The sequence below is a fragment of the Nocardia sp. NPDC057353 genome (genome assembly GCF_042667085.1).
In the GTDB taxonomy this organism is placed as follows: Bacteria; Actinomycetota; Actinomycetes; order Mycobacteriales; family Mycobacteriaceae; genus Nocardia.
Genome location: NZ_JBHVAK010000022.1, coordinates 1 through 14,990 on the forward strand (window position 1 = coordinate 1; position 14,990 = coordinate 14,990).

Sequence of the window (14,990 nt, forward strand, 5' to 3'; positions counted from 1 at the left end):
CCACTGGAATTCCGCCCCCCCCCGTTTTTTGGGGGGCTGGCGGGGGCCCCCCGCATCCGGGATCCGCGACGAGTCCGCCCTGGGGAGGGGCGCCGGATCGGTGATGCCGAAGGGCGGAGGGTGACATGACCGACGACCGCTTCATCGAACCGGCGGAGACCGACTTCCTGGAGACCTTCGGCGCCGAGCGCGTCCCGCTCCCGGACAGCGTCGGCGCGTTCCGGGTGCGGATCGACTCCGACCCGGAGAACGCGCTCGAGCTGACCTACGACGTGATCGCGCGCTCGGTCCGCATCCGGTGGACCCGCGGTACCGAGCCGGTCGCCGACCTGTACCGCGAGCAGGTATCCCGGCTGAGCGTCGGTGGGGACGGCGTGCTCACCGTGCTCAGCGGCGTCCCCGAACTCGCGAGTGAGCTGACCGTCGCGGTGTACCCGATCCGGATCTCGGACGTGCAGCTCGCCCGCTGAGCGCCGGTCAGTCCAGGCAGAACTCGTTGCCCTCCGGGTCGGCCATGACGATGAAGCCGAAGCCCATGGGCGGGTCCGGTTCGAAGCGGCGCAGGCGGGTGGCGCCGAGGGCGAGCAGGCGGTCGCACTCGGTCTCCAGCGCCGCCATCCGCTCGTCGCCGGTGAGCTCCGGCGCCACCCGGACGTCCAGGTGCAGCCGGTTCTTCACCACCTTGTCCTCCGGAACCCGCTGGAAGAAGATCCGCGGGCCGGGGCCGTCCGGGTCCTCCACCGCCGAGTTGCTGTTGCGCTGCTCCTCCGGCACCCCGATCCCCGCCAGGAACTCGTCCCAGGCGGCCAGCGGGTCGGCGCCGTCCGCGAGCTCGACGCCGGGCGGCGCCGGGATGCGGTAGCCGAGCACCTCGCGCCAGAAGAGCGAGAGCCCGCGCGGGTCGCGCGCGTCGACGGTGATCTGAACGGTCCGGCTCATGCGGTCACTCCTCGTCGGGTGTGCAGGTACAGGTCGCGCAGCAGGCAGGCCTCGGAGAGATGGTGGATCAGCTCGCGGTGGATGTGCAGGACCAGATCGGCCATCGGCGCGTCCGGGTGGGCGGGCTCCTTCGGCCCGACCGGCGTGGCGAGCGCGGCGTCGTCCAGCCCGCGCACGCCGTCGAGCCAGGCCGCCAGCTCGGTATCCAGCTGCGCCAGCGCCTCTTTCGCGGTGCCCGCGTAGGCCCAGCCCTCGTAGGACGCATCCGGCCCGCCGAAGTGCGCGGCATTGCGCATCGCCAGCACGCCGACGATCACGTGCCCAAGCCGCCAGGCGATGGTGGTGAAGGGCTCGGGCTCCGGGGTCGGGTAGGCGAAGTCGATCAGGTGCCCACCGGTGCCGAACTGGATCGCCGACCCGCCGCGCGGCCGCACGTTCCAGGCGCCGTCCACCGGTGACCAGGTGTACTCGTCGTCGGTGAGCCCCGCCAGCCGGGCCCGCACCTGATGGTTCCAGTGGAACTCCCACTGCTCGCGCAGCGCGCGGTTCCAGTCGAGTGTCGGTGTCATGGCTCCACCCTCACAGCCGCTGCGGACAGTATCGGTCCGCTAGTCTCGGGAGGCTATGGGCGTGGCGGACGGGGAACAGCGCGGCACGACCGAACGGGTGCTCACCCTGCTCGGGCTGCTGCAGCAGCGCCGGGTCTGGACCGGCGGCGAACTGGCCGACCGGCTCGGCGTCACCCCGCGCACGGTGCGCCGCGACGTCGAGCGGCTGCGCGCCATCGGCTACCCGGTGCGCGCCGAGCACGGCACCGGCGGCGGCTACCAGCTCGGCCCCGGCCAGGAGCTGCCCCCGCTGCTGCTCGACGACGAGGAGGCGATCGCCACCGCGGTCGCGCTGCTCGCGGGCGCGGTGGCCGGGACCGGCGACGCCGCGCTGCGCGCGCTCGGCAAACTCGACCGGGTGCTGCCCACCCGGCTCCGCTCCGCGGTGCGCGCGCTCTCCGGTTCGGTCGAGTCCTTCGGCGGCGGCCGCGCCCCGGTCGACCCGGAGGTGCTGATGACGCTGGCCCGCGCCTGCCGCGACGAGGTCGAGGCGGGCTTCGACTACCCGTCCGGGGACGGCACCTGGAGGCGCCGGGTCGAGCCCTACCGCCTCGTCGCCTCCGACCGCCGCTGGTACCTGCTCGCCTACGACCTGGACCGCGCCGCCTGGCGCACCTTCCGCGTGGACCGCATGACCGAGGTCGCCGCCCGCACCTGGCGCTTCCGCCCCCGCCCCGACGCCCCCGACGCCGCCTCCTTCGTCCAGCAGGGCGTCACCAGCCGCGTCTACCGGCACCGGGCCCGCTTCCTCGTGCACGCCCCCGCGGATCAGGTCCGCGCCGTGGTCTCCGCCTCCGCCGCCATGGTCGTCGAGGTCGACGCCGCCACCTGCGAAATCCACAGCGGCGCCGACAACCTCGACCTGGTCCTCACCCACGTCGCCGCGCTCGGCCACGCCTTCCGCATCCTCGAACCCCCCGACCTCGCCACCCGCGCCGAAGAACTCGCCGACCGGCTGCGCGCCGCGGCGGGTCCATTCGGCGTGTAAGACGCCGACCTTCGACGCGTTTCCTCGAACGCTGTGAATCATGGAGGCATGACGGTCAATATCCGGCTGCGGCGTCGGTACGCGCACACACCAGAGCAGATCGAGTCCGACCCATTGCGGAGGCGGTGGGCGGGGTACGACCCGGAGGTGTCCGCTCGGCAGCTGTGGAGGCACAACCGCGGATTCCACAGGATGGCCGAATCCAGTGTGGCTCGCGAGAACTATGCCACGTTGTCATTCGAGGGCGTCGTCGTCGCGGTGGTGGAGATCCAAGGCTACGAGCGTGCCGAGGGCGGGGTTTTCGACGGGCGGATGGTGTTGCGCGGGCGCCCACTGGACGAGGACGATCCCGTGTTCCTGGCGTGGATCGGGAGACCAATTCCACCGGGCCGGTCTGTGAACTACTACCCGGATCCGCCGGTGCCGGATGGCGGCGCCTTTTCGCGTGCGTTCCTGCTGACGTGGAACCCGGCGCACAGCGACTGGGCGAGCTATCGCGATGCGATCGCGGAGACGGGGGCGGGCCGCGCCGTCGAGGACAACTGGTCGACCGGCGGGCGAACCAGCGGCATCAACGTGGGCGACAGGGTCTTCATGCTCCGCCAGGGCAGTGCCGAGCGCGGGATCATCGCGGCAGGGACGGTTCTGCACGAAATCTACTCGGATGCGCACTGGGAGGACGAGCGCTCCATCGCCCACTATGTGGACGTGCTTTGGGACTCGGTTGTCGGCCCAGCGGATCGACTGCCCATCGAACGACTGAAAGCGTGCTTCCCCGAACAGCATTGGACACCGCAGAGCAGCGGAACCGCGGTCCTCGGCGACATCGCCGACGAGCTCGGGGTCCTGTGGTCCCAGCACGTCGGAGCGCTGTCGGAACCGCCCGATGCCGACCATCGCGCTCAGGGCAGGCTGTCCCACCCCCAGCTCCGCAAGCTCATCGAAGATGCCGCCCAGGATCGCCTCATGACCCACTACCGGGCGCAGGGATGGGAGGTGCGCGACACCCGCGTCGGCGCACCGTACGACGCCATCGCGACCCGGAAGGGGCTCACTCGCTACCTGGAGGCCAAGGGCACTCGCTCGTCCGGGGAAGCGGTATGGGTCACCAGGGGCGAGGTCGAGCACGCGCTCGGCAATCCGGGTCGCTGCGTGATCGGAATCTGGTCCGGGATCGCGGTCGACGCGGCGGGCAAAGTCGATGCCGAATCCGGGTCGTTCGTGGTGGCTCCGTTCGATCCGACGGCAGGCACCCTCACCCCGGTCCAGTTCCAGTGGCGCCATCCCTACGGCGAGCCGGAAGCCGATCGACCCGACTGAGGTGTCAGCCCTTCGGACGACTAGACCGACCCCAGGTCCGCCGAGAGCCACTGCTCCGGCCGCATGTACACGGCGACCTGCTCGCCGTGCGACTGCGCGTACTCCAGGTACCCCTCGAGCTTCTCGGCGGGCAGGTACCGCGCCGCCATCTCGCGCACCAGCTCGTCACCGGGCTCGATCCTGGTGACCGGCCCCTCCGCGGTGACGTAGCGGATGGTCGGCTCCAGCACCTGCGCCATGAGGCTGAAGCGCTGCGCCGCCTGCAGCAGCTCCAGCTTCTTCGAGGTGGCTCCGGTGAGCACCCAGAGCTCGCCACCGGGGGTGTAGTGGTACCAGATCGGCACGTTCAGCGGGGCCCGGCCGGGGGCACCGGCGACGGCGAGCGCCCCGATGTGCGGCCGGGCGAGGAATTCCTGTCGTTCTGCCAGGGGAAGCGCCATGCGGCCCAGCCTACCGACCGCTACTTCAGACCGGAGCGCACGAAGGCGTTCACGATGTGCCGCTGCAGCAGCAGGTACATGATCAGCACCGGCAGGCAGGCGAGCCCGGCGAGCGCCATCATCGGCCCCCACTGGTCGCCCTCGGTGCCCATGAAGCTGCGCAGCCCGAGCTGGAGCACGCTGTTCGACTGGCGCAGCACCACCGCGGGCCAGAAGTACTCGTTCCAGGCGTTGATGAAGAGCAGGATGCCGAGCGCGGCGAGCGCGGGGCGCAGGTTCGGCACCACCACCGTCCACAGGATGGACCAGGAGGAGCGGCCGTCGATCCTGGCCGCCGCGACCAGCTCCTTGGGGAAGCTCGCCATGTGCTGGCGCAGCAGCAGCACCGCGAGCGCCGAGCAGAGCGTCGGCAGCGCCACCCCGACCAGCGTGTTGATCAGCCCGAGCCGGGTGAGCAGCACGTAGTTCGGCAGCATGGTCACCTGGAACGGCACCAGCCAGGTGCCGACGAAGGCCAGGTACAGCACGCGTTGGAACGGGAAGGTGTACAGCGCGAAGGCGTACGAGGCGAGCAGCGCCACCAGCAGCTGCCCGCCCGCGGAGAGCGCCGCCACGAAGAAGGTGTTGCCGATCAACCCGAGCACGTCCACCTTGTGCGCGGCGTCGGTGTAGTTGGCGATCGAGAGCGGCCACGGGAACGGCGTCAGTGCCGTCACGTCTTCGGGCCTGCGCAGCGAGGTCGCGAAGAGCCAGTAGATCGGGAACACCGCGACCAGCGCGGTCGCGCCGAGCAGCAGGTGGCTGCCGAGCCCGCGCAGGCGATCAATCATCATGGAAGGCCACCTTTTCCGAGATCCAGACCAGGGCTCCGGCTAGCACGCCGAAGCCGAGGAAGAGCAGCACCCCGGCCGCGGCGCTGAGCCCGGCGTCGAAGGTGTGGAAGGCGTAGTCCCACAGCAGGTAGTAGATGTTCGTCGTGGCCTGCGACGGCCCGCCCTGGGTCATCGAGTCGATCAGCGGGAAGGTCAGCGCCGGGCTGAGCAGCACCGTGGTCAGCACCATGAACATCAGCGTGGGGGAGAGCAGCGGCAGCGTGATCCAGCGCCGGATCTGGCCCGGGCTCGCGCCGTCCACCCTGGCGGCCTCGTCGTAGTCGCTGCTGATCCCGGCCAGCCCGGCCCAGATCACCAGCACCGCGAAGCCGAGCAGCTGCCAGCCGGTGATCACGATGATCACCGTGTGCGCGGTGTCCACGTCGTAGACCCAGTTGCGGTCGCTGCCGAGCAGCTGCCCGACGAAGCCGCCGCCCGGGTGCAGCAGCCAGCGCCACACGGCGGCTGCTGCGACGGGCGCCACCAGGAAGGGCGCGAAGACGAAGGCGTGGTACAGGGTCCTGGCCCGGCCGTGCACCCGCCGCCCGGCCAGCGCGACGAGCAGCGGGAGCAGCACCGTGAAGGGCAGCAGCCCGAGGATCAGCACGCCGGTGCGGCCGAGCGAGTCCCAGAACGCCGGGAGCTCCAGCAGCCGCTCGTAGTTGGCGGTGCCGACCGGGGGCATCGGCTGGGTCGGCAGCAGGTTCCAGGAGTAGGTGGAGAGCTCGAACGCCTGCACCAGCGGCCGGTACGTCCACACCACCAACAGCACCAGCGCGGGCGCCAGGTAGAGGTAGGGGACGAGGCCCCGCCCGAGCCGTCGGAACCGGGCGGTGGCCGGGGTGGGGACAGCCGCCTTCCCGGGCTCGTCGACGAGGGCGGATGTGCCGCGGGCCGCGCGCTTGTCGAGCGCGGCGGACTTGTCGGTGGCCGCGGGCGCGGTCGTCTCGTCGGGCGCGTCGAGCACGAACATCGCTACCGCGCCTCCGCCGCCAGCGCGGCGAGCTGGTCCAGCGTCGCCTGCTCGTCCCGCTCGTAGAGCACCTCGGCAGGCGTCGCCTCGACCGCCGTCACCACCAGCGACTCGCCGACCACGTCGATCCGGCTGTACCCGAAGGCGGCGAACCCGCGCTGCCTGCCGACGGGCGCGAAGGAATCCTGCCGGAACGAGGTCGCGGGGCCGACCCACACCGGGATCCCGGCCAGCGCCGAGGCCGCGGTCAGGTGGCTGTGCCCGCAGACGATCAGCCGGACGTCGGTGCCGCGCAGCACCTCGGCCAGCCGCTCCGGCTGCCGCAGCCGCAGCAGCTGCGAGACCGGCAGCGCCGAGGGGATGGGCGGATGGTGCAGCACCAGCAGCGTGCCGTGCGGCGCGGGCTCGCGCAGCACGCCGCGCAGCCGATCGAGTTGGTCGTCGGTCAGCTCGCCGTGGTGCAGCCCGGGAACGCTGCTGTCCAGCACCACGATCCGCAGCCCGGCGACCTCCGTCACCTGGTCCGTCCGCGCGTCGGCGGCGCCGAGCAGCTCGGCGCCGAACGCGGCGCGCTCGTCGTGGTTGCCCGGGGCGTAGAGCACGCGCGCGCCGAGCTCGGCGGCGACCGGCTCGACCGCGTCGCGCAGCCGTCGGTAGGCCTCGGGCGAGCCGTCGTCGGCGAGGTCGCCGGAGAAGACGATGGCGCCGATCTCGCGGTGCGAGGCGCGCAGCTGGTGCAGCACGTGGGTGAGGTTGGCGAAGGTGTCGACGGTGCCGTGCACGCGTTCACCCGCGGCGCGGATGTGGGTGTCGGTGAGCTGGACGATGGTCACCTCGGACATGGAGCCCCCTGGTGGAGCCGCGCGCCCGCAGGGACGCGCGGCTCGAGTCGTAGGTCGGTCACGGACGGCGGGTCACTGCCGCGGCATCAGCTGGGCGCCCTGGTCGCGCGCCGCGCCGAGGGTGGACCCCGGGTCCCGGTTCTGGAAGACGACGGCCTCGACCGCGTCCATCATGCCGTCGCGGATCTGCAGGTAGTTGTTGCCCGGCATGGAGATCCAGGGCTCCATGCTCGCCAGCTGCGCCACGTTCGGCGCCAGCAGCGGGTTCTTCGCGGCCCAGCCCTGCAGCCCGGCCGGGTCGTTCATCAGCCCGGTGCGCAGCGGCAGGTAGCCGATGCCCTGGGAGATCGTGGTGTAGGCGCGCTCGCTGGTGAGGAAGGTGATCAGCTCCCACGCTGCCCGCTGCTTGGCCGGGTCGTTGGACAGGATGTGCAGCGAGGCACCGGAATTCGTCGGCACCACCGGCTTGCCGGTGAAGGCGGGCATCGGCGCGGCGCGCAGGTCCCACCTGTCCTTGGCGCCGGCGACGAAGGTGCCCTGCACCGCGCTGGTCTCCAGGATCATGCCGATCTCGCCGCGGCCGAACGCCTCGTACCCCTGCTTCTGCTGCAGCCGGGGCATGCTCCCGGACTCCACCAGCCGCTGCCCCAGCGCGGCCACCTCGACCGCGGGGGTGTCGGCGAAGGTCAGGTCGCGCCGGTCCTCGGAGATCACCCGGCCGCCGTTGGAGCGCACCAGCGACTGGAAGCACCAGTCCTTCGCGGTCTTGGTGAGGCAGTCGATGTAGATGCCGCCCTTCCCGGTCTTCGCGATCGCGGCGGCGGCCGTGGTCACCTCGTCCCAGGTGGCGGGCGGCTTCGACGGGTCGAGCCCGGCCTCGGTGAAGAGCGAGGCGTTGTAGTAGAGCACCGGCGTGGAGAAGACGAACGGCACCCCGTAGGTGTGGCCGTCCCAGTCCGCGAGGGTGCGCGCCCGCGGGGCGTAGGGGTGCTGCTCGCCGTCGAAGTTGGCGGCGACCGCGTCCGCGCCGAGCAGCGCGTCGAGCGGCTTGGCGCCGAGCTGGTTGATGGTGAAGTCCAGGTCGCTGAAGCCCAGCTGGGCGACGTCCGGCGGGGTGCCCGCGACCATCTGGTTCTGGATGCTGGAGATGGTGTCGGTGGCCGGGTTGGGGCTGTTGCCCTGCGGCTTCTGCGCCGTCACCGCGATGTTCGGGTGCTCGGCGCGGAACTCGCCGAGCAGCTTGTCGAAGGTGTCGGTCCACGCGCCCGCGAGGCCGTAGTTGTAGGACTCGAAGACGATCGAGACCTTCTGGTCCGGGGCGAGCTCCGGAATCCGGGAGGTCTGCGCGTCCCCGTCGGACGCGGTCGGGCCGAGGCCGCCGCACGCGCTGAGCGCGAGGACCGCCGCGAACACCAGGCCCAGCACGGGCACGGTGCGTTTCACTGTGTTCTCCTCATCATCGAAAAGTGCGAGCCTGACGGATCAGGCGACGGCGACGCGGGCGTCGCGGTCGATCGGGGCGCCTGCGTCCGGGTCGCGCCAGCGCAGCCGCAGCCCGGTGTCGGCGTCGAAGAGGTGGACGTCGGCGGGGTCGGCGTGCACGGCGAGCAGGTCGCCGCCTGCCACCCCCGCGGGGCGCGGGACCCGCACGCCGAGGGTGTGCTCGCCGGTGTCGAGGTGCAGCAGCTCCTCGCTGCCCAGGTTCTCCACCATCGCCACCCGGCCGGTGATCGCGTCCGAGCCGCCGGGGCGCAGCCGCTCCGGGCGGATCCCCGCGGTCACCGCGAGCGGCTCGGCCAGGTCACCGGCGGGCTGCGGCAGCACGATGTCGACACCGGCGGCGACCAGGTGCAGCCGCCCGTCGCGCGGGGTCACCGTGGCCGGGAAGAGGTTCATCGGGGGCGCGCCGAGGAAACCGGCGACGAAGGTCGAGCGCGGCCGGTCGTACAGCTCGGCCGGGGTGCCGACCTGCTCCACCCGCCCGTCGTTCAGCAGCGCGATCCGGTCCGCCATGGTCATCGCCTCGACCTGGTCGTGCGTGACGTAGAGGAACGTGGTGCGCAGCGTGCGGTGCAGCGTGATCAGCTCGGCCCTGGTGGCGGAGCGCAGCTTGGCGTCCAGGTTGGAGAGCGGCTCGTCCATCAGGAAGGCGCCGGGGTCGCGCACCATGGCGCGGGCCAGCGCCACCCGCTGCCGCTGCCCGCCGGAGAGGTTCGCGGGCTTGCGCTCCAGCAGCTCGCCGAGCCCGAGCACCGCCGCCACCTCGGCCACCCGCTTCGCGATCGCCGCGCGCGGAGTGCGCCCGGCCCGCAGCGGGAAGCCGATGTTCTTCGCCACCGTCAGGTGCGGGTACAGCGCGTAGCTCTGGAACACCATCGCCAGGTTCCGGCGCTGCGGCGCCTGGTGCGTGATGTCCCGGTCGTCCAGCAGGATGCGCCCCGAGCTCGGCTCCTCCAGCCCCGCCACCATCCGCAGCAGCGTCGACTTCCCGCACCCGCTCGGCCCGAGCAGCACCATGAACTCGCCGTCCGCAATGTCGAGCTCGACCTCGCGCACCGCCACCGACGCCCCGAACGCCTTCGACACCTTCTCGATCCGCAACCGTGCCATCACGCGCCCCGCGCCCAGGCCGCGATCCGGGCGGCCAGCACCGGCGCGTCCTTCACCCAGGTGAAGTGGTCGCGGTTGGCGACGCCGGAGTCCGCGTCCACGTGCCAGCGGGTGACCCGCGCGCTCGGCATCCGGCGGACCAGGAAGTCGACGTTGGACTTGGGGCCGAGCACGTCTTCGTCCAGCGAGATCACCAGCACCGGCTTGGTCAGCTTGCGCAGCAGCGAGTTGTACCGCCGCGCCGACCCCTTCGGCCGGTAGTAGCTGGTGAGCGAGTGCATGGACCAGTCCCGCATCACTCCGCCCGGCATCGGCGCCGGGATCAGCACCCCGCCCGGCCACTGCCCGGTCCGGCGCGCCACCCAGCCGATGTACTGGATCTGGCTCAGCGCCTCCCACCAGCGCCGCGGGCCGAAGGCGTACCAGAAGACGGTGCCGGTGCCGATGATCCCGACCCCCGCCACCCGCTCCGGCTCGGCGCTCGCGAAGAGCAGCGCCAGCTGGCCGCCCAGGCTGTGCCCGAAGAGGAACAGCGGCGCGTCGGGGAAGCGCTCGCCGACCGCGGTGGCGATGGCGGGCAGGTCGGTCTCGATCATCTCCCGGTAGCCGAAGTCGCGGTGCTCGCCCAGCGCCGGGGTGGCCTCGCCGTGCGCGCGCAGGTCGGTGGTGGCCACCGAGAGCCCCTCGGCGCGCAGGCTCGTCGCCAGTGTCAGGTAGTGCTTGGCCTTCATGGCCATGGCGGGCAGGATCAGCACGACCGGGGCGTCCGGCTGCTCGGCGGGCAGGAAGCGCACGGTGAAGGTCACGCTGTCGGCGGTGGGGACGGTCACCGACTCCAGCTCGGTGAGCTTGCTCATCGCTCGTTCTCCCCGGGGTTGGTGTCGCAGACGTAGTCGAAGCTGAACTCCGCGACCAGCACGTCGGCGTCGTCGAGCAGCGCCGCCGGGATCACGATCTCGAACCGCTCGGCCACCGTGGAGGCCAGCACGCCTGCCACCGCCTCCGGCTGCACCGAGGCGATCGCGCGGATCCGGCCTGCGGCCGGCCGCTTGTAGCGCGCGCTCGCACCGCGCAGCACCAGCCGCTTGACCCGGTACAGCTTGCTCGCCGCCGCCCCGACGAAGGCCGCGGCGCCCACGATGTCCGCCGCGGTGAAGAGCGCGCCCGCGTGCACGGTGCCCATGTGGTTGGTGGTCGGCCCGCCCGCCGGGATCTCCACCACCGCCCGCTCCGGGCCGATCTCGGTGATCTCGGTGCCGACGTGGGTGCCGAACGGAATCAGCGTGTGCGAGGTCGCGCGCAGGTACTCGTAGTCGACGTGCTCCGGATCCAGGTCCGGGTAGCCCGCCGCGAAGCCGGTGAGTTCACGGGTGGTCATGGTGGTTCCCCTTTCAGCGGTGCGCGCGCAGCGCGCGGCGGGCGATGGAGGTGCGCAGTACTTCGGACGGGCCCTCGTAGATCCGGAATGCCCGCGCCTCCACCAGGAACCGGGCGACCAGGTGGTCCTCGCAGACGCCGAGGCCGCCGTGCAGCTGCACCGCGCGGTCGAGCACCCGCCAGACTGCCTCGGAGACGAAGGTCTTCGCGATCGACGCCTCGTGCCTGGACTGCGAGGCGGTCGGGCCGAGCGCGTCGATGGTCTCGGCGGCGGTGCGGATGACCCCGCGCGCCGCGACGATGTCCATCTCGCTGTCCGCGACCAGCGCCTGCGCCATGCCGTGCTCGGCGATCGGCGCGCCGAACGAGCTGCGCGCGTTGATGTGCCGCAGCGCCAGGTGGTGCCCGCGCACCGCGAGCCCCAGCCAGTTCATGGCGAAGACCAGCCGCGAGGGTGCCAGCCGCACCTGCGCCAGCGGAAGTCCGTTCCCGACCGTGCCGAGCACCGCCGAATCCGGCACCTCGCACTCCTCGAAGCGCACCTCGCAGTGCCCGCCCGGCGCGCTGGTGTAATCCATGGTCGGCATCCGCCGCCCGACCGTGAAGCCCGGGTTGTCGGCGTCGACCAGGAACATGGTGGCGCCGTCGTCGGTGTTCGCCACGCAGATGACGAAGGCCGCGCCCTGCGCGCCGGTGCAGAAGTGCTTCGCGCCGTCGATCACCCAGCCGCGGTCGGTCCTGCGCGCGTAGGTCTGCAGCATGCCGGGGTCCGAGCCCGCCCCCGGCGCGGGCTCGGTCATGGCGATGGCCGAGCGCACCTCCCCGGTGGCCAGCGGCGCCAGGTAGCGCTGCTGCTGCTCGGAGTTGGCGACGTGCGCGAGCAGGTGGATATTGCCGTCGTCGGGGGCCCAGGCGTTCAGCGCGATCGGGCCGAGCAGGCTGGCGCCCGCGGCCTCGAGCACCCGCGCCTGCGCCCTGGTGTCCAGGCCGAGCCCGCCGTAGCGGGGGTCGGAGAGGGGGCCGAAGACCCCGGCCTCCTTGGCGCGCTTCTGCAGCTCCAGCCGCAGCGCGTCGTCCATCACCCGCCCGTCGACGACGACCTCGCGCTCCACCGGGACGACCTGCTCGTTGATGAACTGCGTGGTCCGTTCCACCAAATCCGCGACGTTGGTCATGGCGCCAGTCTCGGACGGCGGGTCCGGGCGGGTCGGGGCGATAGGCGTTCTCGATCGGCCGAATCATCTGCCCGTTCGCGCCCTGCGCCGCGGTCGGGTTCGCGTGACGGTTACCGCATCACACCGTCCGGTGAGGAGACCAGATGAACGACATCACGGTACGGGTGCGCGCCCGCCGGGACGAGGCGGAGGGCGTCTTCGCGCTCGACCTGGCCGACGCCTCCGGCGCGCCGCTGCCGAGCTGGCGTCCCGGTGCCCACATCGACGTCGCGGCGGGCCCCGCCGGGGTCAGGCAGTACTCGCTCTGCGGCGACCCCGGCGACACCGGCAGCTGGCGGATCGCCATCCTGCACGAACCGGCGGGCCGCGGCGGCTCCGATCACCTGCACCGCACCGCCCTGGCGGGCTCGCTGCTCCAGGTCTCGCCGCCGCGCAACAACTTCGAGCTGGTCGACGCCGAGGAGTACCTGTTCGTCGCCGGCGGCATCGGCATCACCCCGATCCTGGCCATGACCGGCACCGCCGCCGCGCCCTGGTCGCTCTACTACGGCGGCCGCAGCCGCGCCCACATGGCCTTCGCCGGCGCGCTGGCCGAGCGCCACCCCGCCGCCACCACGCTGCTGCCGCAGGACGAGCACGGCCTGCTCCCCATCGCCGAGCTGCTCGACCGGCACCCCCGCGCCACCGTCTACTGCTGCGGCCCCGAGCCGCTGCTGGCCGCCACCGTCGCCGCAGGCACCGAGCGCGGAATGCCAGTGCACGTCGAGCGTTTCGCGCCCAAGCCGGTGCGCGAGTCGGCCGACACCGAGTTCGAGGTGCGGCTCGCAAGCACCGGCCGGACCTTCCGGGTGCCGCCAGGCAGATCCATCGCCGACGTGCTGGAGTCCGCGGGCGTCCCGGTCATCACCTCCTGCCGCGAGGGCACCTGCGGCAGCTGCGAGACCACCGTGCTCGCCGGTGCCATCGAGCACCGCGACTCGCTGCTCACCGAGGACGAACAGGCCGCCGGGAAGACCATGATGCTCTGCGTCTCCCGGGCCCGGCAGGACCTGCTGGTCCTCGACCTCTGAACTACCCGGAGCCCGACCGGGCTGCCGGGTGCACCGAAAACCGAGAGGAAACATCAGGATGAGGAAGATCGTCGCGGTGGCCGCGGGTCTCGTCACCGCCTGCGGAATCGCGTCCGGCACCGCAGGCGCGGCGCCGGCCGGTGACGGCATCGTCGATTTCACCGCGCACGCCACCGACACCCAGAGCATCATCAACATCGACGAGGGCTCCCTCGTCGTCGAGGACGCCGCGCTGAAGATCAAGGCCCCGAACGGCGACCTCGTCGCCGGAACGCCGCTGAGCTTCCGCATCGACGACTTCGAGTTCCCGATCGCGGCGCAGATCGCGGACCGCACCGCGACCCTGACCCCGCAGCTCGACGTCGCGCAGGCCGTCTACAAGCCGGTCGCGCTGCCCTACGAGGACAAGGCGCCGTTCAAGAACGAGTACGACCGCGAGGTCGCCGCCTGGTCGCGCCTGACCAGCACCATCAGCGCGGGCGCCACCATCGGCACCCTCGTCGGCGGCCTCCTCGGCGGCGCCGCGGGCTGCGTGCTCGGCGGCATCGCGGGCGCCACCGTCGCCTCGGCCACCATCGTCGGCCTCTTCGGCCCGTTCGTCCCCGCCGCCGCCGTCGGCTGCATCGGCGGCATCCTCGCCATCGGTGCGCTCGGCACGCTCGCGGGCCAGATCCTGATCACCGCCCCGGTCATCATCGGCGCGGCGATCCAGTACTTCTCCACCATCAACGCGCCCGCGCCGGTTCCGCCGGCGGCGAAGTAGGGCGTAGCGGCCCGGCGGTAGGTCCGGGGGACAGGTGGCTCCATCCGGGTTGGTCCGGGTGGAGCCGCTGTACGTTTCCGGTGCCGTGCCGTGTGCGCCCGAAGTCGTGAACGAGTGCATCGGGAATCCTCGAGGGGGTAGGACCCCTACGACCTCACGGCCGTGCGGCGCGATGCGCACGCACTGATGTTCGCCGCGCTGTACGACGCGACCGAACGGCGCGATCCCGAGGCAGTCCTGGCCGCGTTCATCGCGGCGGACGTCGAATACTCTGGCCCGCTGCGCCTGAGCAGCAGGCAGAACGTCCTGCTCGTCGAGGTGTACGAGTCGCTCGGTGGGCACATGCCGAAAGCCGGCCCGTACGAACACGCGGCGCCGGCCTACCACCGGGCGATGACGCTGCACCGGGTGAGCGAAGACGGTGAATCCGAGCCCGACGATCACACCGCCGATCCGCGTCTCCTCGCCCCACGCCTCCAGCGTCGCCTCGAGGTCAGCGGTCATCTCGTTCGGCTGATTTAGCGCGAAGGCGCGGATCTCGGTCGCCGGATAGAACAGGCAGAGCGGCTGTTCCGCGTCACAGTGGCTGCTGTCGCGGCCTGATGCGCATCCCCTACTCCATTCGTCCGTCGCTGGTGCCGGACTCCTCCACGAGTCTGCCCCGCGGCAGCGAGTCGCGCGACAGTTCCCGCGAACCACCTGATCAATTGCGACGCAATGGATTACGCGCGGACACTGCACCCTTGGGAAGTCAACCGCTGGTTGTCCCCTGATCGATGGACACCGGGCCTGCGACGTCGTGCGGTAGAAACGCAGCGTCCGGTAGGGCGCGCCGATACCGCTGGTGACGACCGCAGCGCCGCAGGTCACGCACCTTTTTTCGGAGGTGGGCGCAATCCGGCGCTCGTTTTGATATCGATCAGCTATCGTATGGCAAACGCTGTGGGTTGACATGGCGGTTCGTACGCGATCTGATCGTGCAGTTTGAAACAAGCGTCCCGTCGGTCGGCGGT

17 protein-coding genes are annotated in these 14,990 nt (G+C 71.7%); 6 read left to right on the forward strand and 11 right to left on the reverse strand.

Annotation, left to right across the window (positions count from 1 at the left end; translation table 11 throughout):
• Window positions 1-125: 125 nt before the first annotated feature.
• Window positions 126-470, forward strand: coding sequence for a hypothetical protein (locus tag ACFUUZ_RS13825; protein ID WP_378695902.1), 345 nt, complete (start codon window positions 126-128; stop codon window positions 468-470).
• A 7-nt stretch (window positions 471-477) separates the two neighbouring features.
• Here the strand turns inward: ACFUUZ_RS13825 and ACFUUZ_RS13830 are convergent, their stop codons facing one another.
• Both ACFUUZ_RS13830 and ACFUUZ_RS13835 read right to left on the reverse strand, forming a co-directional pair.
• Window positions 478-939: a VOC family protein gene (locus ACFUUZ_RS13830; protein WP_378695904.1), complete on the reverse strand. Its 462-nt coding sequence runs from the start codon at window positions 937-939 to the stop codon at window positions 478-480.
• Window positions 936-1,508 carry a DinB family protein gene (locus tag ACFUUZ_RS13835; protein ID WP_378695906.1) on the reverse strand — a complete coding sequence of 191 codons (573 nt, stop codon included), beginning with the start codon at window positions 1,506-1,508 and terminating at the stop codon, window positions 936-938. The genes ACFUUZ_RS13830 and ACFUUZ_RS13835 overlap by 4 nt, the downstream gene beginning before the upstream one ends.
• 61 nt (window positions 1,509-1,569) lie before the next feature.
• Between ACFUUZ_RS13835 and ACFUUZ_RS13840 the strand changes: the two genes are divergently transcribed.
• Together ACFUUZ_RS13840 and ACFUUZ_RS13845 are read left to right on the forward strand one after the other, a co-directional pair.
• A complete protein-coding gene (locus ACFUUZ_RS13840) occupies window positions 1,570-2,535 on the forward strand; it encodes a helix-turn-helix transcriptional regulator (RefSeq protein WP_378695908.1) in 966 nt (321 codons plus the stop codon).
• 48 nt (window positions 2,536-2,583) lie between these two features.
• Window positions 2,584-3,855, forward strand: a complete 1,272-nt coding sequence (locus ACFUUZ_RS13845) for a protein NO VEIN domain-containing protein (RefSeq protein WP_378695910.1) — start codon at window positions 2,584-2,586, stop codon at window positions 3,853-3,855.
• Window positions 3,856-3,875: 20 nt separating this feature from the next.
• Here the strand turns inward: ACFUUZ_RS13845 and ACFUUZ_RS13850 are convergent, their stop codons facing one another.
• From ACFUUZ_RS13850 to ACFUUZ_RS13890, 9 genes are all read right to left on the reverse strand, one after another.
• Entirely contained in the window at window positions 3,876-4,295 is a 420-nt protein-coding gene (locus ACFUUZ_RS13850; protein WP_378695912.1) for a pyridoxamine 5'-phosphate oxidase family protein, read from the reverse strand.
• Window positions 4,296-4,315: 20 nt separating this feature from the next.
• Window positions 4,316-5,128, reverse strand: a complete 813-nt coding sequence (locus ACFUUZ_RS13855) for a carbohydrate ABC transporter permease (RefSeq protein WP_378695914.1) — start codon at window positions 5,126-5,128, stop codon at window positions 4,316-4,318.
• Entirely contained in the window at window positions 5,118-6,140 is a 1,023-nt protein-coding gene (locus ACFUUZ_RS13860; protein ID WP_378695916.1) for a carbohydrate ABC transporter permease, read from the reverse strand. Before ACFUUZ_RS13860 ends, ACFUUZ_RS13855 begins: the two co-directional genes overlap by 11 nt.
• 2 nt (window positions 6,141-6,142) lie before the next feature.
• Window positions 6,143-6,982 carry a metallophosphoesterase gene (locus ACFUUZ_RS13865; protein WP_378695918.1) on the reverse strand — a complete coding sequence of 280 codons (840 nt, stop codon included), beginning with the start codon at window positions 6,980-6,982 and terminating at the stop codon, window positions 6,143-6,145.
• 72 nt (window positions 6,983-7,054) lie between these two features.
• Window positions 7,055-8,425 (reverse strand): ABC transporter substrate-binding protein, encoded by a 1,371-nt coding sequence (locus tag ACFUUZ_RS13870; RefSeq protein ID WP_378695920.1) that lies wholly within the window; start codon window positions 8,423-8,425, stop codon window positions 7,055-7,057.
• Window positions 8,426-8,464: 39 nt separating this feature from the next.
• Window positions 8,465-9,592 (reverse strand): ABC transporter ATP-binding protein, encoded by a 1,128-nt coding sequence (locus tag ACFUUZ_RS13875; protein WP_378695922.1) that lies wholly within the window; start codon window positions 9,590-9,592, stop codon window positions 8,465-8,467.
• Window positions 9,592-10,449, reverse strand: coding sequence for an alpha/beta fold hydrolase (locus ACFUUZ_RS13880; RefSeq protein ID WP_378695924.1), 858 nt, complete (start codon window positions 10,447-10,449; stop codon window positions 9,592-9,594). Before ACFUUZ_RS13880 ends, ACFUUZ_RS13875 begins: the two co-directional genes overlap by 1 nt.
• Window positions 10,446-10,970, reverse strand: coding sequence for a YiiD C-terminal domain-containing protein (locus ACFUUZ_RS13885; RefSeq protein ID WP_378695926.1), 525 nt, complete (start codon window positions 10,968-10,970; stop codon window positions 10,446-10,448). The genes ACFUUZ_RS13880 and ACFUUZ_RS13885 overlap by 4 nt, the downstream gene beginning before the upstream one ends.
• Before the next feature lie 13 nt (window positions 10,971-10,983).
• Window positions 10,984-12,144 carry an acyl-CoA dehydrogenase family protein gene (locus ACFUUZ_RS13890; RefSeq protein ID WP_378695927.1) on the reverse strand — a complete coding sequence of 387 codons (1,161 nt, stop codon included), beginning with the start codon at window positions 12,142-12,144 and terminating at the stop codon, window positions 10,984-10,986.
• Between the two features lie 143 nt (window positions 12,145-12,287).
• Between ACFUUZ_RS13890 and ACFUUZ_RS13895 the strand changes: the two genes are divergently transcribed.
• The 3 genes from ACFUUZ_RS13895 to ACFUUZ_RS13905 all read left to right on the forward strand — a co-directional run bounded on the left by ACFUUZ_RS13895 (window position 12,288) and on the right by ACFUUZ_RS13905 (window position 14,499).
• Window positions 12,288-13,214, forward strand: coding sequence for a PDR/VanB family oxidoreductase (locus ACFUUZ_RS13895; RefSeq protein ID WP_378695928.1), 927 nt, complete (start codon window positions 12,288-12,290; stop codon window positions 13,212-13,214).
• Between the two features lie 58 nt (window positions 13,215-13,272).
• Window positions 13,273-13,977, forward strand: a complete 705-nt coding sequence (locus ACFUUZ_RS13900) for a hypothetical protein (protein ID WP_378695929.1) — start codon at window positions 13,273-13,275, stop codon at window positions 13,975-13,977.
• Window positions 13,978-14,139: 162 nt separating this feature from the next.
• Window positions 14,140-14,499 (forward strand): hypothetical protein, encoded by a 360-nt coding sequence (locus ACFUUZ_RS13905; protein ID WP_378695931.1) that lies wholly within the window; start codon window positions 14,140-14,142, stop codon window positions 14,497-14,499.
• Window positions 14,500-14,990 lie beyond the last annotated feature (491 nt).